The 19,945-nt window shown below is 39.8% G+C and carries 12 protein-coding genes and 1 riboswitch; of the genes, 3 read left to right on the forward strand and 9 right to left on the reverse strand.

The features are described from left to right. Window positions 1-26: 26 nt before the first annotated feature. From QZR90_RS00125 to QZR90_RS00140, 4 genes are all read right to left on the reverse strand, one after another. Window positions 27-1,412, reverse strand: a complete 1,386-nt coding sequence (locus QZR90_RS00125) for a M20/M25/M40 family metallo-hydrolase (RefSeq protein ID WP_295787279.1) — start codon at window positions 1,410-1,412, stop codon at window positions 27-29. Between the two features lie 103 nt (window positions 1,413-1,515). Further along, window positions 1,516-2,343, reverse strand: coding sequence for a MetQ/NlpA family ABC transporter substrate-binding protein (locus tag QZR90_RS00130; RefSeq protein WP_295787282.1), 828 nt, complete (start codon window positions 2,341-2,343; stop codon window positions 1,516-1,518). Between the two features lie 57 nt (window positions 2,344-2,400). Further along, window positions 2,401-2,504, reverse strand: a riboswitch (SAM riboswitch). A 133-nt stretch (window positions 2,505-2,637) separates the two neighbouring features. Next, entirely contained in the window at window positions 2,638-3,753 is a 1,116-nt protein-coding gene (gene menC, locus QZR90_RS00135; RefSeq protein ID WP_295787285.1) for an o-succinylbenzoate synthase, read from the reverse strand. A 75-nt stretch (window positions 3,754-3,828) separates the two neighbouring features. Beyond that, the gene (locus QZR90_RS00140; protein WP_295787288.1) at window positions 3,829-5,010 is read right to left on the reverse strand and encodes a helix-turn-helix domain-containing protein; all 1,182 of its coding nucleotides are present in this window, start codon (window positions 5,008-5,010) and stop codon (window positions 3,829-3,831) included. 1,139 nt (window positions 5,011-6,149) lie between these two features. On the opposite strand from QZR90_RS00140, the gene QZR90_RS00145 reads away from it, so the two are divergent. The 3 genes from QZR90_RS00145 (at window position 6,150) to QZR90_RS00155 (ending at window position 11,216) form a co-directional block, all read left to right on the forward strand. Continuing rightward, window positions 6,150-7,991: a carbon starvation protein A gene (locus QZR90_RS00145; protein ID WP_295787291.1), complete on the forward strand. Its 1,842-nt coding sequence runs from the start codon at window positions 6,150-6,152 to the stop codon at window positions 7,989-7,991. Window positions 7,992-8,414: 423 nt separating this feature from the next. After that, window positions 8,415-9,776 carry a DUF3100 domain-containing protein gene (locus tag QZR90_RS00150; protein ID WP_295787294.1) on the forward strand — a complete coding sequence of 454 codons (1,362 nt, stop codon included), beginning with the start codon at window positions 8,415-8,417 and terminating at the stop codon, window positions 9,774-9,776. Window positions 9,777-9,878: 102 nt separating this feature from the next. After that, a complete protein-coding gene (locus QZR90_RS00155; protein WP_295787297.1) occupies window positions 9,879-11,216 on the forward strand; it encodes an amidohydrolase in 1,338 nt (445 codons plus the stop codon). A 237-nt stretch (window positions 11,217-11,453) separates the two neighbouring features. Here QZR90_RS00155 and QZR90_RS00160 read toward each other — a convergent pair whose 3' ends face one another. From QZR90_RS00160 to QZR90_RS00180, 5 genes are all read right to left on the reverse strand, one after another. Then, the gene (locus tag QZR90_RS00160) at window positions 11,454-14,918 is read right to left on the reverse strand and encodes a YadA-like family protein (protein ID WP_295787300.1); all 3,465 of its coding nucleotides are present in this window, start codon (window positions 14,916-14,918) and stop codon (window positions 11,454-11,456) included. 702 nt (window positions 14,919-15,620) lie between these two features. Further along, window positions 15,621-17,357: an adenine deaminase C-terminal domain-containing protein gene (locus QZR90_RS00165; protein WP_295787303.1), complete on the reverse strand. Its 1,737-nt coding sequence runs from the start codon at window positions 17,355-17,357 to the stop codon at window positions 15,621-15,623. A gap of 64 nt (window positions 17,358-17,421) precedes the next feature. After that, the gene (locus QZR90_RS00170) at window positions 17,422-18,780 is read right to left on the reverse strand and encodes an NCS2 family permease (RefSeq protein WP_295787306.1); all 1,359 of its coding nucleotides are present in this window, start codon (window positions 18,778-18,780) and stop codon (window positions 17,422-17,424) included. Between the two features lie 261 nt (window positions 18,781-19,041). Beyond that, entirely contained in the window at window positions 19,042-19,293 is a 252-nt protein-coding gene (locus tag QZR90_RS00175) for a nucleoside hydrolase (protein WP_295787309.1), read from the reverse strand. Window positions 19,294-19,349: 56 nt separating this feature from the next. Further along, a complete protein-coding gene (locus QZR90_RS00180) occupies window positions 19,350-19,943 on the reverse strand; it encodes a hypothetical protein (protein WP_295787313.1) in 594 nt (197 codons plus the stop codon). Window positions 19,944-19,945 lie beyond the last annotated feature (2 nt).

Consider the following 19,945-nt stretch of genomic DNA (forward strand, 5'->3'; position numbering starts at 1 on the left):
ATCTATATACGATTTTATACATGCTATTACTTACCATACGCTTTGAGCACTTCTGTAAAATAAACGATACCAGAAGCCAGCGCATCTACTGGAATTCGTTCATTCACGCAATGCGCCTTGCCCCATCGCTCATCTTGGAAAAATCCACTGAATCGAAACGCATTAGGCGCCACTGCTTTATAATATCGAGAATCTGTAGCCCCTAACATCAAATAAGGAATCACATGGATTGCCTCTCCATAAATATGGCGCAGAACCTTAGTTAATAAAGCAAATTCATCACTCTCTACGGTAGCTGTAGGCTGCGGATCCACACCAGACAAATGGCGCACCTTAACCGTCTCAGGAATAATGCTTTCCAAATAAGAAATAATAGACTCCACTGTATCACCTTGCAAAATACGACAACTAATACCTATAGTCGCATGAGAAGGCATTACATTCGGTTGTGCACTGCCTGAAGCCATAGTAACCGCAAAGGTCGTATGAAGCATAGCATCTAGCTCTACATCCTCCTGTGCTAAAGCACATAACTCCTCCCAATGCCCTTCTGGATCACTATAAATAGTCGCTTTTTTCCCCTCCTGTAAAGGAGCGCTAGCCTGTAAATTAGCCTTTACTAATGGCGTTAATCGATATGGCAAAGGATTGTCTTCAATGGCTACAATAGCGCGGCCGATTTGACCTAAGCCCGTTCCCTTCCCCGGTTTACTAGAGTGTCCACCAGCGGTATCACAGTAGAGTTCAAAATTGACAGCCGATTTTTCTCCTAAACCAATATATGCTGCCGTATCACCTGTAGGCGTTTTCACAATGCTACCGCCTTCATCAATAAGACAGCCTAAAGTAATATTCTGTTTTGCTAAATTCTCAGCCAACAAACGGCCACCATCTGCACCATCTTGACGGTATACTTCTTCACTATAGCCTAAGGATATATATAAATCGTATGTAGGTCTCCAGCCACTAGCAAACAATGTTTCCACCGCTTCTAGCTCGGCAAAGACTACATGCTTACAATCTGTTGTACCGCGCCCCCAAACTATATTATCCTTCACCTCAGCGGAAAATGGCGCCTCCTTCCATTGCTCTACATCGCCTGGCTCCACCACATCTTGATGACTCATTAACAGCAAAGGTCCAGCTGTAGGTTGCGACACCTTATAGTGAAATTGCAAGCCTGCTTCACCAATGCGAGTGAGAGTAAACTCTTTATAAATAGTTGGATAATTTTGCTCAAACACGCGGTGTAAGTCTTCATATGCAGCCCAATTTACAGCCGCTGGATCTGAGTTAGTTACAGTCTCACAGCGAATTAATTGACGAAATCGCTCCAATTGCGCGGTCGTAACTACATCCTTTACATTTGTATTTTTATCTTCAAATTCTCTTTGTACGATCTGCTCTGCCATTTCCATCGTCTCCTTTGCTAAAAATCGGCCTATGCCTCTCGCTAGACATAAGCCGATATTTTTATCTCTCACTATACAGGAATTTATTTTTAATTGCCACTACTTACCAAACTGGTACGATAGCACGGTCAAACTCTTTATTAATAAAGTCTTTTACTTCTTGAGATTGGAAAATCTTTACAAATTTCTGGTAAGTAGGATTGTCCTTATCTTTAGCGCGAGTTGCAATAATATTTACATAAGGGCTTGTATCAGACTCTACGGCAATGCCATCACGGGCACTATTAAGGCCTGCATCAATAGCATAGCCGGCATTAATAACAGATGCTGCTGTATCATCCAAAGAACGAGGCAACTGCGCTGCATCAAGCTCCACTAATTTTACATTTTTAGGATTTTCTACAACATCCTGAGGCATAACTTTTAATTGATCTTTATTAGGATCTAGCTTAATCACGCCTTCTTTTTGAAGCAATACTAAAGCACGGCTTTCATTGGTAGGATCATTAGGAATGCCAATACTGGATCCTTCTGGAATGTCCTTCAAGCTCTTGTACTTATGAGAGTATGCAGCTAATGGCGCTAAATAGGTTTTACCAATACTTACTAAATCAGTACCATTCTTAGCATTAAATGCATCAAGGAATGGCTGATGTTGGTACATATTCAAATCAATGTCCCCTGTAGCCAATGCTTGATCAGGTGTAATATAGTCTGAGAATATTTTCACATTAACCTTAAGGCCTTGTTTTTCCGCCTCTTTCACTACAACTTCCAATATTTTTTCACTAGAGCCTGGTGTTACCCCCACAGTAATTTCACTTTTTTCACCAGCTGCTCCGCCACTAGAAGTATTTGATCCACAGCCAACTAGCACTGCCAGGGCTGTAATCAAGCTTAAAGCAATTAACAATATACGTTTTAATTTCATAGACTCTCTCCTCCTCAAAAAAACATCTCCGTTAGAAACGAAGATGTTATTTGCACATAATCATCTTTCGAATCAAAACAATTCGCTGGACTTGGCACCTTTTCACAAGAATGGTTGCCGCAACCTCATTGGGCCAGTCCCTCAGTTGCTCTTGATGATATCCTGTTTAGTTGATGGGATTATTCTACACTGATGAATGTATACTGTCAATGTACTAAAATCAATAGCCTGTTATAGGTAAAGGCTATAACAAATTTCATAAATCAATTCACTAGCTTCCTATAAAGCCCTTTATTAACGAACAAACTCTACGCGTTCTTCTGTAAATTGTTCCACTCGCTCACTTGCCACTGACATACCTAAGCCTATGCTAGTCGGCACCGTCAAGGACGAATTGGCCCCTACTTTTACCGTGTCACGCACTAAATCTACCGCCCAATAGCGCTCTGCGTCAGGAATATCATGAGGCAAGGAGTAATTAGGCAAAGAAGCAATGGCTAAATTATACGCTCTCGCAATGCCCGTATCTAACATGCCACCGCTCCATACGGGAATATTATGGGCCGCACAGAGATCATGAATCTTCTTCGCCTCCGTAATACCACCAACGCGAGCCAATTTTATATTTATAGTCTTACAACTGCCCAATTCAATTGCTTTTCGTGCATCCTCTACAGAATCAATAGACTCGTCAAGACAAATAGGCGTATGAATAGCCTGTTGCAAATGACGATGATCCACTATATCATCACTAGCCAAAGGCTGTTCAATCATAAGCAAATTGTATTCATCTAACGCCTTAAAAGTCTCTATTTGATCTAAAGTATACGCTGAATTAGCATCAGCCATGAGCATAATATCACCAAACTCACGGCGAACTTGCTTAATATAATCTAAGTCATAATTGGGCTTTATTTTACATTTTATACGCCTATACCCAGCCTCTAGATAACCTTCAATGGTACGACATAGATCATCTGGAGTTGGTTGTATGCCTAAACTAACGCCTACTTCAACAGTACTGCGCGTACCACCTATAGCGGCAGCCAAACTAAGCCCTCGTTCTTGTGCATACAAGGACCAAAGCCCACAATCAATGGCCGCGCGCGCCATCTTATTGCGGCGAATCCAATTCGTTGCCTCATAAAATTCTTCAGGATGCTCAATCCTGTTCATATCAAACAAAGCCGGAATTAAATAACGCTTAATCACCTCAAAGGCACCGTCGCGAGTTTCTTCATTATACCAAGGATGCTCAATCGCTGAGCACTCACTATAGGTCATATATCCATCCGCCGTATATAGCTCCACTACAGTGAATGCTTTATCCTTCATATCAGCAAAACTCGTTTGAAATCCATGCTTTAAAGGCTGACGCATTTTGCGTAGCACTACCTTATTAATTTTCATCCCCAACATCCTCTCTCTCAAATTCTTGGTAAAAAACTAGAGTCTCTTTCGAGACCCTAGTTCAACATATTTTTATTACTTCTTAGGCTCCTCTTTAGCCGTTAAATTTGATAAATCTGTATCAAATACATTGTCAATTAAATCTTCATAAGTAATCGATTCAGTTAAAGCTGATTCATCTACGGAACCTTGCTTCCACTGACTCTGACTACGCTCACGAGCCTCAGCCTTAAAGCCATGCTCTTCTAATAGCTCATCATTATAGGCGTCTAATAATGGATTATGATAGTCCCCATCAAAGCCCTCTTGAGCTATTGCCGCTCCTGCAGCAACACCAATGGCACTGGTAGGTTGAGCCTGAGTATTGGCAATAGGCTTAGCCCCTGCTTTCGTAGCGCCTGCTTCACCATCTAAACTATTGTGCCATACTTCCACTTCATCGCTATCCACTAAGGCATATAAATAAGCCCAAACAATTCGATTATATCGTCTAAAATCAGTGACCACTTCAGCTACACGGGATTTTATTCCCACTTCACGAGCCATATTTTCAATCACTCTAAGTAATTCGGCAGTTCGGCCATTAGCTATTTCTTTCACACAAGATGTAATGACCTCAGTCAAGCGAGTTTTTAAAGCATCTTCCACATTAGCAAGACCTTGCTGAACATACTGTTCACGCAATTTAGAGCGCACTAACATGGCCTCTTCCTTGCCAATATGAAGGAATACAATGCTCATATCTTCGTCTGCTAGACGCACCCCAAATAAGCGATTCATGCCCGCTGCACTGACTAAGAAGGTGCCCTCGCTATCGCGACATTCTTGTTCTGTAAATGTATCGCTACCAGTCCCCTGGCAAGCTTTAATTACGGCGGTTAAACCAACCTCCCATAATTTAGCTGCTTCTCGATCTGTAAAGACTTCATTCACAACCGATTTTGGATGTCCTTCATTTTTTACAGCCTGCACGGAAAGCTCAGCTAATGTACTAGTAGAATGCTCTTCAAAATAAGGGCGTTCAAACTCATAGCGTGCTCTCGCCACCATTTGCAATAGAACATCTTTAGGTTCTTCTATATAACGACCTGCAAAAGGGCCATTTCCATACCAATTAACAACTACATCATCAATAACAACTAAATTCAGTGTATCATACACAGATAAAGTACCTTTCTCGATGGCCTTACTCACCTGAGCTGCCAATGCCATATACCCCTTTTTCATAGTCTCAGAATCACAACGAAACTGTCGCATAATACACTTCCTTTCCCTACTTCGCACATATTTTATAATATGTGTTTATGCTTATTTTTAAAGCTTTAGTAAATCCACAAACCTCAGTCATCATATGTACCTCTTATATAATATATATTTATATAAGCTTCTATGAAAAGCGAGATTTCATTTTTATCTATCGACCCTCACCTACAACACAGTATATCCATTAATATCATACCATGTATGCCTTAAGGGTATTACATTCTTTTATATTATAAATCATCAGTCCCAGTACGTCTATATTAAAACTATATATTATGTACCACGTTTTGTGAATTTTAAACACTACACACGAATGCTATGTGCACGCTACTTTATATAATACCTTCTCCACTACATACATCAATATATCTCACTATACCCCTTCCTACTTCCACCTGCACCTTTCATACGCCCCCTGCCCGTTCATACTTCCCCCTACACGGTCCATACTTCCCCCTACACGGTCCATACTCCCCCCTCCCCCTTCATCCGTTCCTCTACACCTTCATACTTTCCCCTACGTCTCTATACATCGACCTATATCCGCATATATCTACATACATCGATACGTCGATTATCAATTCAATCTAATTTCTATTATTATTTTCAATTATTACTATATTAGATTTCAACCATCTAATATAGTAATCTTAAGCATTTTCTGATTTTGGCCATCTCGCATCCAATTCTCTTTTCCACATTTTTTATTCTCAATTAGGCTTATTTTTCTATAGACTATCTTGTATATTATACATAAAATCTTCATTTTCAATTCATTTTAGGAATACATAAAGCCCCTATACAAGGTAAAATGTTTTTTACGAATAACTGACATGATTTTTATTAATTTTCAATTGACAGATATGTCAATTAGAGTACAATAAGACTTAAGAAATGGTTTCATTCTGGCAAAAGTTTGCCGATACAACTCATTTGCCATCGGGAAAATGTTACCATGAAAAGTTGTAGGAACATATCTAGCAATAAGCGAAGAATTGCTAGCATATATCTTATATACTTTATTCTTTATTTCCCGCACAAAGCATTGAAAGGACAATTTGATATCTTTCTGAATTTATTTTATCTTATCGTTTGTCCACTTTCAGTGCTCATATTTACTGGAGGTGTTCTCAGTGGAAATGAATGGTCTTTATTTGGTAATTGCCTCCGCCTGTGTATTAATCCTGGCGTACCGCTTTTATGGGGCATTTATTGCAGCCAAAGTTCTTACCCTTGACCAATATCGTCCTACACCAGCTGTAGTTCACAATGATGGTCATGACTATGTACCTACTAACAAATGGGTTACATTTGGTCACCACTTCGCTGCGATCGCTGGCGCTGGTCCTCTCGTTGGTCCAGTTATTGCCGCACAATTTGGTTATTTACCTGGTTTACTTTGGATTTTAATCGGTTCTGTAGTAGCCGGTGCCGTGCATGACATGGTTATCCTTTTCGCGTCAATTCGTTACGATGGTAAATCCATCGCCGATATTGCGAAAGAAGAAATTAGTAATTTAGCAAGTGTTGGTGCTATGTTGTCCACATTATTCTTGTTAATCATTACTCTTGCTGGTATGGCCGTAGTAGTTGCTAACGCACTTCATGGCTCTGCTTGGGGTTTCTTCTCCGTAAGTATGACTATTCCAATTGCTATTTTCGTTGGTATCTACTTACGTTGGTTACGTCCTGGTAAAATCCAAGAAGCTACTATCATCGGTGTAGCACTTATCTTCGCCGCTATTCTTTACGGTCCAGAAGTTGCTGCTTCCCCTTATGCTTCCTGGTTCTTATACGACTTACATGAAATTGAAATCATGTTAGCTGTATACGGTTTCTTCGCTGCCGCTTTACCAGTATGGTTGCTTTTAGCTCCTCGTGACTACTTATCAACTTACTTAAAAATTGGTACAATTGGTGCCCTTGCATTAGGTATCATTATCGTAATGCCAGTAATCCAAATGCCAGCTGTTACTCCTTACATTTGGGGTGGCGGTCCAGTACTTAAAGGTGCTGTATTCCCATTCATCTTTATTACTATCGCTTGCGGTGCTTTATCTGGTTTCCATACAGTTATCGCAACTGGTACTACTCCTAAGATGATCACTAATGAAAAAGAAATTCTTCCTATCGGTTACGGTGCAATGCTTACTGAAGCCTTCATCGCTATGATGGCTTTAATCGCAGCGACTGCACTTCATCCAGATGATTATTTCGCAATCAACTCTACTACTGAAACTTTCCAAGCTTTAGGCTTGCAAGTTCATGAATTACCTGCACTTTCCGCTATGGTTGGCGAAGACTTAATGCATCGTCCAGGTGGCGCTGTATCCTTAGCAGTAGGTATGGCTCATATCTTCTCCCGTCTTCCTAACATGGCTCACTTAATGGGTTACTGGTATCATTTCTGTATCATGTTCGAAGCATTATTCATCATGACACTTATCGATGCTGGTACTCGTGTAGGTCGTTACTTATTACAAGAATTATTAGGTCGCTTCTACAAACCATTGGGCAATGTGAACTGGCAACCAGGCGTTTATGGCTGTGCTGCTCTTATCTGCTTAATGTGGGGTTATCTAGTACTTCAAGGTAACATTGGTATTATCTGGCCTCTATTCGGTGTATCTAACCAATTATTAGGTACTATGACATTGGCAGTTGGTACAACTGTTATCATGCGCCTTGGTCGTAAACGTTATGCTTGGGTAACTGGCGTGCCTTGCTTCTTCATGGCAATCATCGCTATCGCTGCAGATTTCGAAAACGTATTCTACAGCTATGTACCAGCAGGCAAATGGACACTCGTAGCCTTCAGTGCTATCATGTTCTTGATGATCGTAATTGTATTAGTTGAAGCAGTTCGCAGCTGGATTCGTCTTGCTAAGATGCCTCAAAACTATCAAACTCAGGCTGAAATCGAAGCTGAAAGTCTCAAGAAATATGGTGCTCCAAAACCAATGGAACAACAATAATTGACACGTACCTATCTATAGGCCTATGGCCTTAGAAGGTAACCATATAAAATAGGTCCTATCAATGATAGGACCTATTTTTTTGCTTTAGTAAGATCTATTTTACTGACGATTTAAATATAAATATATTTAAACATACCCTTTCATATAAATACCGAATGGTTTTAGACATACCTTCCTCTATTTACTGCTATTTATCAAACTTTATTCATTCATATTTCATCTCTACTAATAATAAAATTATCTTCACTAAATCCCTCTATAAGCGTTTTTATGAACTACGCCCAACCTAAATCATAACTTTAATTAATCTTTAATATGCCTAATATGCAAAATTCAAGATTCCCCCTAATGCAAAATAGGAGTATAATGTCTTTATACGTTTTATACGAGTAGATATTTGTTGTATAGGAGGGCACAAAGTTGAACCTATTAAAAAATTGGAAAATTCATCTTCTTTGCTTGCTTATCACCTTATTAGCAGAGGGGATTGGCATAATTAAATTTGGAATCATTGTATTTTTACCATTACTCTATTCCTTAGTTATTGGCCTTATTATTTCAATACCTAAATTAAAGATTATGACAGAAGAGCAAATGGAAGCCGCTACTGATTATCTCAACATCTCCATTATGCTATTAATGACTAAGATTGGCCTCGGTATTGGTCCTAATCTTCACATCATCATGAATTCTGGTTGGGCTTTAATTTTACAAGAGCTCGGTCACTTACTCGGCACTATTATCTTAGGTTTACCTGTAGCTTTATTAGTAGGTATGCGTCGCGAATCTATTGGTGCTTGTTATTCCATCGACCGAGAAGCCAATGTAGCTATCATCATCGATCGCTATGGCTTCCACTCCCCTGAAGGGCGCGGCGTAATGGGCATGTACATTTGCGGTACTCTCTTCGGTGCTATGTGGATTTCTATTCTATCCGGTGTAATTTCTCAACTCAATGTATTCCATCCCCTTGCTTTAGCTATGGGCGCCGGCATAGGCAGTGCTAGTATGATGGCTGCTGCTACAGGTTCAATCGTAGCTGTTCATCCTGAGTTTGAAAAAGAAATCATGAGTATTGCAGGCGCAGCCAATCTCTTGACCAGCGTTGTGGGCGTTTACTTTAGCCTCTTCGTATCCTTACCACTTATGGAAAAGCTTTATACATTCTGTGCTCGTAAATTTAGACATACTAGCCATGAAATGGGCGGTTCTAAAAACAATACAGCCACAGCAGAAACAGCTAGTGCAGCTACTAACACCGCTCATAATGCAGTATATGAGCCAAATACTAGCGAGCCTACTAAGGCTGCACAACCAGCCTTAAGATTTAGCCAAAAATGTATTAAATTCTTCGTTATCGCCTTCATCGCCGCTATCATTACAGCTATTGGCAATATATTAGATGGTAAACATCTATTCAGTGATAGCCTTCAAGGCTGCCTCATCTTAGCTGGCATCTCCTTCTTAGGCGCCGTTATTTCCTATTTACCAGGTTTCAAAAAATTACCTATGGTATTCTGGGTATCTATTTTAGGTGTAATCCTCTCCATCCCTGGCGTGCCTGGCGCTATGTGGTTCACTAAAGAAACAGCAGAGGTAACCTTCCTCGCTACCACTACACCAGTACTTGCTTATGCAGGTTTGTCCTTAGGTAAAGACCTTGATGCCTTTAAGCAATTATCATGGCGCATCGTGCCAGTGGCCTTAGCCGTTGCTACAGGGACCTTCCTTTGTGCTACTTTAGTGGCCGAAGTCGTACTTCACTGGGAAGGCCTATTCTAAAATACGCAAGTCAATATAGTGAAAAAATATATAAAATAAAGAATGTAAAAATATAAAAAATGTAAAGAGTCTAAAGAACGTAAAGAAAGAAGGAATTATTAAATGAGCACAACTGCTAATCAACTCAGTATTACAGAAGTAAAAGCTCGTGTATGTAAAGCTATCGAGGATAATATGCCTCGCTTAATGGAAATTGCAGAGCGCATTATGGCAGCCCCTGAATTAGGCTATAAAGAAAATAAAACCTCCGCTGTAGTACAAGAGGTTTTTAAAGAATTGCAGATTCCCTTTACTACCGGCCACGCATTAACTGGTGTTAAAGGGCGCTTAAAAGGTAAAAGCTCAGCTCACACAGTGGCTATGATTGGTGAATTAGATGCCATTCTTTGCCCTAAACATCCTCGTGCTGATGAATTGACTGGTGCGGCTCACTGCTGTGGCCACAATGTGCAAATCGCCAACCTTATCGCGGTAGCACTAGGCTTACAAGCTCCTGGCGTTATGGATAATCTCGGTGGCGATGTAGTCCTCTTTGCTGTGCCTGCTGAAGAATATGTGGAGATTGACTACCGCAATAAGCTTCGTGAAGAAGGCAAAATCCGCTACCTCGGCGGCAAACAACAACTTATCTATGAAGGGGCCTTCGACGATATTGACATGGCTATGCAAATGCATGTCAATCCAGCCTCTACCCCAACTGGTGAAATGGGTCTTGGTACTACATCCAATGGCTTTATCGGTAAGTTAATCGAATACCATGGTAAAGCGGCTCATGCGGCAGGCGCTCCTCACGAAGGGGTAAATGCCCTTCAAGCTTGTATAATGGGCGTTATGGGGGTAAATGCCATTCGCGACACCTTCAAAGAACGCGATTATTTCCGTTTCCACCCTATCATCAATAGCGGTGGTAGCCTTGTTAATGTTGTACCAGACTATGTAACTATGGAAAGTTATGTACGTGCTGCCACTGTAGAAGGCATGGTAGATGGTAATTTCAAAGTAAATCGCGCCTTAAAAGCTGGCGCCGATGCCCTCGGTGCAACTTGTGAAATCCACGATTTACCAGGTTATTTACCAATGCGCAATGATGCAGTTATGAATCGTTTCTTAAAAGAAAATTCCATTCCACTCTTTGGCGAAGACAATGTTATCCTAGGCGATCATATTACAGCCAGCACAGATATGGGCGATGTATCCCACATCTTGCCAGTCATCCATCCTTGGGTAGGCTGTATCAAGGGCGTACTTCATGGCGCTGACTATGAAATCGTAAATAACGACGTCGCCTATACAAAAACTGCTCAGTCCTTAGCTATGACCATTGTCGACCTTTTATATGGCAATGCAGAAGGAGCCAGCGAAGTCAAAGCAGGCTATAAGCCAGTATTTACTAAGGAAGAATACTTGAAATTTATGGACTCCATTGCTGAAGGCAAATAAAATTTAAATAAAACAAAAGACACCCTACTGAAAACCGCGAAGCTAGTTCGACTGGTATTTCTTGTAGGGTGTCTTTTATTATCGTTATTTAAATTTACTACAGTATGCTTCTTAACTTTATTCTAAACTTCTTCTTAACCTTATTCTAAACTTCTTTTTAACATTCCTAAAAACTTGTACTCAATTTTATTCCAAGCCTAACACTTATTTTAATACAAGCTTAGCTTTGTTAATACATTATTTAGCTGCAATTAAAGCTTCTAATCTAGCTAGACGAGTTTTTAATTCTTCATTATCAGCCTGTAATAGATTCATGGCCTTTTCTTGAGATTCCAATTTATTAGCCATTTCAGTCTTGCTCATATTAGTGTATGGAGAGGAGTCACCAAATCGGAAGGATACGCCAGCATTGTATTGATCATTGGAGTTACCAACTGTTGCCCCTAAGCTGAACATTACATCGTCATTGGCACGATAGAACGCACCAAGAGCCGCTGCATGTTCACCTTTGTAGCCACCAAAACCTACGGCAAAGCTTAATTTATCATCGGAATCAAAATCTAATGGATGAAGTGCTGCTAAAGCGGCAGAACCAGCTGCTACTTTATCTACGCGATTGCTCAAACGATTTACTGCAGAACCTACCTTGTTAACGCCTTGAGCTACTTCATTTAATTGATTCATATTCACTGCATCAGTGCCATTAACACCAGGTGCTACATCAGTAATCGTTTTATTGCCAGCATTTAAACCATTTTCAGAGATATATGTATTGCCACCAACTACTACTTTATCAGTATTTACTGTACCCGTAGTGATGGAGTCACCTGTAATCTTTGTAGAGCCTTCACCATTGGCATTATTTACTGTAATACCATCTTTATCGATGATTGTATTACCACCAATTGTCGCTTTTTCAGTAGTCAGCTCTTTGCCATTATTATTAATAGCTGTGTTAATTTTAGAAATATCGCCTGCAATATGTTCAGCTAAACCTTGTAATTGACCTTCTGTAGCCGCACGGTCAGCTTTAATAGTTTCAGGTTTATCTGGAGTCCAAGTTGTATTAGTTAAACCAGTGATTTCACCTTTACCATCTTTACCATCAATAGCTACTTGACCAACTTGTGCCTTCTCTTCAAGGCTTACTTTGGTTGAGCCATCAGCTTGCGCTTCTACTTTTACGCCAGTTTCAACATCGCCTACTACATTAAGTTTTGCATTGCCATTTTCATCAGTTTTAATAAATGTGTTTACATTTTGAATCGCTTTAGTAGCAGTTTCATCTAAGCCGATAGATACTTGAGCACCCTCTCCAGTAGAGGTTACGTCAACTTTTGTGAAAGAACCACCAACGAAGTTTACTTTTTTCGCGCCACTAATGGTAGCTTTATCATCACCACCACCTTGGATAGTCCAAGCTCCTGCTTGACTTAAGCTTGTAGGATCTACACCTAAAGTTTCAGCCAATTTAGTAGCATCAATACCGTAGGAAATCACATTACCTTCCCGTGTAATAGTTAATCCTTTATCAGCCTCTTTTACATCAAAGGTAATTTCTGGTGCTGTATCACCATCAAGAGCAATGGTTGCGCCTTCACTATCTGCAGTGCCACCTTTAATTTTAAAGCCTTGTGCTAATTTACTAGAAAGAGAATCACCAGCATTAGTTACATCTGATTTAGTAGCAATATTTTCGATAGTAAATGTTTCATTGTCATTGCGACTAATTGTCAATGTATTACCTTCAAGCTTAGCACCTGTAATGTATTTATCTTGCAAACCATCTATAGTTACCGTACCAGTTTCACCATTAGACTCTGTATTTAATGTAATCGTTCCGGTGCCATCAGTATTATATGTAGCGGTACCATTTTTTACTACTGTATCAATCGCATTAATCGTATATTTTGTATAACCAGCTGTCACATCAGTATCAATGGAGCTAATGTTAGTGCCTTTTACCATTTCTACTTTAACCGCTTTTAACTGCGCTACGTTCACCGCATCAGTGTCTAAGGAACCAGCTGCTACATTGGTAATTTGACGAGTATTCGCTGTTTTAGAGCTTGTGGCGGCTGTACCAACAGAAACGGCACCAAAAGTAGATTTCCAAGTTGCTGACTCATCAGTAGCATCAGCATTAGTCAATGGATTATAGCCTAGTTTTTCGCCTGCAGCGCGGTCAGTTACAGATTGAGCGCCAAGAGCTACACCGCTATCATGCTTAGCAACAGCACTTCTCCCTAGGGCTAAGCTATCAAAATTCTTAGCAGAACTAGAGCGACCAAGGGCTGTACTGTTCTGGAATAATGCTTTCGCACCATAACCAACAGCAGTGGCATTTGACCCTTGTGTGTTGGCCAAACCACCAATCACTACGCTACTATGCCCTGATTCTGGCTTTTCTGTATTAAGTTCGCCGGTATCCTTATAGACAGGGCCAACCTTACTTTCTGCCTTATAACCTATGGCCACAGTGCTTTGATTAGGCGCCTTAGCTAAATTACCAATGGCAATAGCAAATTGATCATTAGATGACGCTTCTTTACCCAATGCTATGGCACCTGTATTAGTCGCCGAAGCCTTTGGCCCAATAGCAATGGAATTAGAACCTGTAGCTCCATCATTAGCAATGTTGCTTCCTGTACCTTTTTCTGTGGAATTAACAGACATATATTTTACAGGTGTAATGGAGTCAATTTTTGCTTTAACCTCATTAGATAAGCCCACAATCATGCCATTAGCCGCTGCTGTAGTAGTCACATTGCCATCACCAGTAATGCTGAAGTTTTGAGTAGCTAAGTTCACTGTACCTGTGCCAACATTACCACTGAATTTTAAGTTAACATTACCAGCATTTTTAGCTAATGTAGCTACATTTTTTAACTGTGCTACGTTCACCGCATCCGTATCTTCAGTACCAGCTGCCACATTGATAATCTGACGAGTCAATGCTCCAGATTTACCAACAGAAACTGCACCACCAACAGATTTCCACGTTGGGGAGGTTAAGCTAGAATTTTGACCGGTCAATGGGTCATAGCCAACAGAGCCAGCAGCACGATCGGCCAAGGATTCCCAACCTAATGCCACAGAACTAGTAGCCGAAGCATTCGCCAATGGCCCTAATGCCATGGACACATCACCTGTAGTTGCTGCTTGATCGCCTAAAGCAACAGAGCTTCTAGCGTCAGCCTTTACATCACTACCAATAGCAATGGCTTGTGGCTTTTCAGCTTTTGCCTTAGTCCCAATAGCAACGCCTTTATTGAGCGATGCTGACGTATTATCCCCAATGGCCACTGCATAGCCATTAGCAAATGCATTTTGGCCAATCGCTACGCTTAATGAGCCATCAGATTTAGAGTTTGTACCAATGGCGATTGAATCATTCTCATCAGTATATGCATTGGTACCAATCGCAATAGCATTCATAGCATGTGCCTGTGCCGTACTACCAATAGCCACAGCAGCAATGCCTGCTACTTCTGATTTTTTACCAATAGCAATAGACTGATTATATAAAGCCTTAGCGTCTTCACCAATAGCGATAGAGTCCTCAGTATTAACTGACGCCCTTGAGCCTGTACCAAGAGCTACCCCTCTACCTGTACCAACTGTATTATCAGCAGCCCATACAGCCGTTGTGACACTGCCAGTTACAGCAGCTACTGCCAATGCTAAACCTAATTTTTTCATTTGTTTTAAATCTTGAGACACGTAAGTTCTCCTCCATTTTCACTTGAATTTTAAATTTCATTACATTAGAAGGATATAATTTTTCTTGTATTTCTTATGAATGTACCCTTCAACAACATAAGAGTTTTATTTTTGATTTTAAATTTTCATTCTATATGAAATACCATTAATCATTTATATTTTTTATAACTTAATGAAAATTTCATATGTATTGCACTAATATGTTAATTGATTTTATTCAATATAGTCAACTATAAAAATTGTGTCAAATCGATTCCAAGTCCACTGTATAAAAACATTTTTAATTTTTGATTTTTTATTTCAAATTAATATGCATAAATAAATAGTCTTCACTTTTTTCAATATATTTTCTCCAGTGTACATTCCCCCTCATTTACACGTATTGTTAAATTTTAAAATATAAAAAAGCAACCTTTATATTATAGTTTTATTTCCCTTAAATTCACTTAAATAACAGAATTTAAAGTAAAAACTATCTACAAAAGGTTGCTTTTAAACTTTTATTTATAGGTAATATTCATTTAAATGATATCATTCACAACAAATCTTACTTCCAAGAAAATTCCTACTGAGACTCCTACGCCATCTTTTTTAACGCGCACTGTCCCAAACTGTTCACTCAGTCCGTACAGCTTATATCATGCCTGCACAGCACGGTATGATTCTTTGATATTATGCGAATTACGCTTCAATTAAAGGAATAATACACTGTTTCTTTACATCAATTAAGCCTTTATCGGTTACTTTCACATAAGGACTTACTGGTAGACCTAAAGTACTTAAGGACATAATGACATTACTATGCTCATAGCCTAAGCCATGAAGGGCGTTCACCACGTTTTGAATATCAAGGGCTAAGTCAGTCATAGGGCCATTATATAAAATCCCTGCAATCTTAAGCGGGGCAAATGCTAGAATCTCTTCATTTTCTACTACAATATAACCACCTTGCTCAGCCACAACGGTATTTGCTGCTAAGGCCATATCAGCTTTAGTTTGCCCCAAAACGAGCAAATTATGATGATCATGAGCATAGGTAGTGGCTGCTGCACCACGCTTCAATGCATTGCCACCAACTAAAGCAAAGCCACGATTTCCATTTTTCCCATGACGCTCAATGACACAAGCTAACGCATAAGGCGTCTCTTCCCACTGAAGCTCATAATTGCGCACGGGAACCTCTACTGATTGTCGCTCAATGAAAGTAGTTCCATCCTGCACTTTCATAAGCACGCAATTAACAGTCCCCTCTTTAATAGGCGCTTTAACGGTAAAATCATCGGCACTTAGTTCCGGCACATGCACACTATTCATATATGGTGCATACAAGCTTTCGGTAGCCGCTTTGATAGACTCTACACTAGCTGAATCAGCTTCATACTTCATGGTCTTAGCATATTCTAATTTGCCTAAACGATATACGGAGTTAATGGCAAATGAGTCTAATGAATCTAGTACAATAAAGTCCGCTAACAAACCAGGCGCAATAGCACCACGATCATATAGGCGCATGCGCTTAGCTGGCGTATAAGTAGTTACATAAATCGCTTCTTCTGGTGTCAAACCAAGCCCCATAGCCTTGCGCACTAGCGCATCTAAATGACCTATATTTACAAAATCATGAGGCATAGTGTCATCCGTAACGATGGCAAAGTGCTCAAACAAATTATTAAACTTTAAATAATCTATATTTTCTTGACGCAAAGTCTTATTTTGAAGCTGTACAAACATGCCATTTTGAATACGTGCTTCCATGCGCTCTGGCGTTTGTTCTGTATGATCCGCGCCCACCCCTTGATATAAGATTTTTGCTAATTCTAAATCCATAAATGCAGGGCAATGTCCTTCAATAGGCAGTTCTGGGCGCAGTGTGCGGCAAAGAGATACTAAACGTCTAGTCTTTGACTGCTCATCATTAATTAAATCACGGCAATTCATGACTTCCCCAAAGCAAATGGTTTGTTCATGTTCTAATAATTCCCGAACCTCTGCTTCATCAATAATGCCACCAGTAGTTTCAAGCTCTTCACTAGTAGATGGCACAGAGCTAGGAATGGCTAATTTGACGTCTACACCACAATGCTCGCCATCCTTTAACATAGTTTTAATGCCTTCAACGCCATACACATTGGCAATTTCATGAGGCTCTGCAATCAAGGTAGTTACACCATGTTTCAATACTTCCTTAGCAAACCAAGTAGGCGTTGTCATGGAGCTTTCAATATGCATGTGACAATCTATAAGACCTGGCACAATATATTGTCCACTAACATCGAGGCATTCACCGTCGAAATCATGTTGACTGACATCGCCAATATAGAAAAATTTGCCGTCTACTATAACTACATCAGCTTCAATAAATTTTTTAAAATATGCATTGTAAACTTGCCCATGCTTTAAAATCAAATCACATTTCATCACAGATCTCCTTTATATTAGCCCCTTTATTTACAGGCTACTTATGCTGTCATCATATATCCATCTATTTTACACCGGCAATACTATAAAAATACACTAAGAATAAAATAGCCATTAAATAGTGACCCAAACGTAATTCAGCCATGCGATTTGACGCCAACTTAATTACAACATAGGTAATAAACGCAAGGGCAATACCATTCGCAATATTAAAGGTATACACTGTAAACGCAATACATATAAAAGCAGGCAAATATTCAGCCATATCTTCAAAGTCTAAATTGCGTAAACCGCGAAGCATACTAATCCCAACATATACTAAAATTGGCGCTGTAGCCGCTGCCGGAATCATAAGGGCGATTGGAGTAATCAATAAAGATAGAAGGAATAGCACGGCACTTGTAATGGCTGTCAAACCACTGCGACCACCAGCCTCTACACCAGAACCTGATTCGAGATACGTAATTAACACTGGAATGGTAAACAAGGATCCTAAAGTCGCCGCTACAGAGTCTACTAAAAATACTTTATGAAGACCTGGCAAATCACCATTTTCATCTAAAAAGCCTGCTTTACCACCAATCCCAATGGCTGTACCAAAACTAGAGAAGAAATCTGGCAAGAAGAAGGCAAAGAGGAATGGTAAATACTTAATATCCAAAGCTCCCATCAAATCAAAATGAAGTACTACATTGCTGATGCCATCAGGTAAGCTAAAGAATGTAGTAGGAACCTTGGTGACCCCCATAGGAATACCAATCAAAGTCGCTAGCACAATACTGTATAGTGCACCACCTTTTATATTGCGTGCTTGGAAAATAATAAGCAATAAAAAGCCAATGGCCGCTAATAATACGGTTGGCTGTGTTAAGTCCCCAAAAGCAAAGGCTGTTTTCTTCGCATTAGCAATAATGATGTGGGCATTGCGAAGTCCAATAACAGCTAAGAAAAGACCTACACCAGCGCTGATGGATATTTTAACGCCCTTAGGAATTACATTAACAATAGCATCGCGAATCCCCAGCACAGTAACTAAAATAAATAAAATACCGCTTAAAAATACAATAGCTGAGGCAATGCCTACACTTACATGCTGTAATTGAATAAGGGTAATGGAGAAAATCGCTACACTGCCCATACCTGGTGCCAATACAAATGGTCGATTCGTATACAGCCCCATAGCTACAGAGGTAAGGAAAATCATGAAGACCATGGCAGTTAAAATTTCACCAGCAGGAAGACCTGCTTCCCCCATCATCTTTGGCACAACCGCTAGCACATAGGCCATAGTCGTAAACGTTGTTATCCCTGCAATAATCTCGGTAGACACCGATGTGCCTAAGGCTGATAACTTAAATTGACGCTCTAAAAAACTTGTTGAATTAGGATTCGGTGATCCTGTTGGTTCTACTTGAACTCCCATACATAATGCCCCTTTCTTAATACATACTTACATACAATTACTCATATCTACTTACTTACACTAAGTCTTATAAACCAATACCTGGAACGTACTATCAGGAAAAGAGCCTTATACTATAGACTTATTAAGAACATTATAGACCTCGGTGAGAACGAGGGCAAGAAAAAGAACCCTTAGAAGGGTTCTTTTTGTTTTGTGAAATTAAAAGTTAAGATTAGACTTAGGTCCTATAAAATCCAACTGCTAATATGAGATAACATATTACTTATTCTCGATGTTAGACTTACCTAAATTTTCCTTAAGAATCTGAACAAATTTATCTACATCAGCATTTAATGCTACTTTAGCAGTAATTGAATCTTTAAACTTTTTCGTATTATGAATATCCGCTACCATCCGACCATCGCAAAGACCGCCGGAAATATCAATATCAACATTAGCATCTACAAGCTCTGTGATGACTGATGGATCCATTAAATACGCAATAGCCAAGGCATCATGGATTGGCGCCATATGATTATCATAGCGATATAAAAAACTATGAGCTACTGTTCAACTAAGTCATACATCTACATCAATCGCCCCTCCATCTGCCACTGCCCCACTTCTGCATAAGCGCTTAGCAACGCATTTTTCTCCTCTATTTGCAGTGTTACAACAGCTTGAGTGCCATCTTCTAATCCCATATTTGCAATAAAGAGTTTTTCTAATTTTTCTACAAAGACGCTCACAATAGTAGGGTTCCCATTAGCCCCCACTAGTTTCTTAATAACTAAATTATTGCGCTCTGCATAGTCTCTAGTCCAGCTTTCTACAATAAATTTGGCCTGATAACATTGCTCCAATTCTACAGGATCCCGTACCACTCCATATTCATTATACGAAAGGGCTTGTTCAAACATGTCCTTCTCTTTACTATCTAAGTCCTTTGCCCACTGTTCCGCCAGCTTAAATGCCCTAATATACAGTGTGCGAGAACTGTTATCCTGCCGACATAATGCCACATACTCACCAGTTGTACTTTGTAAGTAAATAGAACTAGACCCTTCTGTATCTATATCTCTAAGCAAGGTATTAAACTCAATATCTACGCTTAATAATTCCTTAACCTTTTCAACTAACAACCGCTCTATATTACTGCGATTCATTACAATTTTACTCATAA

It is taken from the genome of uncultured Veillonella sp., assembly GCF_900545795.1.
GTDB lineage: Bacteria > Bacillota > Negativicutes > Veillonellales > Veillonellaceae > Veillonella_A.

Coding starts and splice junctions, on each gene's coding strand:
- QZR90_RS00170 (WP_295787306.1), bottom strand. CDS start 18,780: ATGGGAGTTCAAGTAGAACCAACAGGATCACCGAATCCTAATTCAACA.
- menC (WP_295787285.1), bottom strand. CDS start 3,753: ATGAAAATTAATAAGGTAGTGCTACGCAAAATGCGTCAGCCTTTAAAG.
- QZR90_RS00125 (WP_295787279.1), bottom strand. CDS start 1,412: ATGGCAGAGCAGATCGTACAAAGAGAATTTGAAGATAAAAATACAAAT.
- QZR90_RS00180 (WP_295787313.1), bottom strand. CDS start 19,943: ATGAGTAAAATTGTAATGAATCGCAGTAATATAGAGCGGTTGTTAGTT.
- QZR90_RS00160 (WP_295787300.1), bottom strand. CDS start 14,918: ATGAAAAAATTAGGTTTAGCATTGGCAGTAGCTGCTGTAACTGGCAGT.
- QZR90_RS00155 (WP_295787297.1), top strand. CDS start 9,879: ATGAGCACAACTGCTAATCAACTCAGTATTACAGAAGTAAAAGCTCGT.
- QZR90_RS00130 (WP_295787282.1), bottom strand. CDS start 2,343: ATGAAATTAAAACGTATATTGTTAATTGCTTTAAGCTTGATTACAGCC.
- QZR90_RS00140 (WP_295787288.1), bottom strand. CDS start 5,010: ATGCGACAGTTTCGTTGTGATTCTGAGACTATGAAAAAGGGGTATATG.
- QZR90_RS00165 (WP_295787303.1), bottom strand. CDS start 17,357: ATGAAATGTGATTTGATTTTAAAGCATGGGCAAGTTTACAATGCATAT.
- QZR90_RS00175 (WP_295787309.1), bottom strand. CDS start 19,293: ATGGCGCCAATCCATGATGCCTTGGCTATTGCGTATTTAATGGATCCA.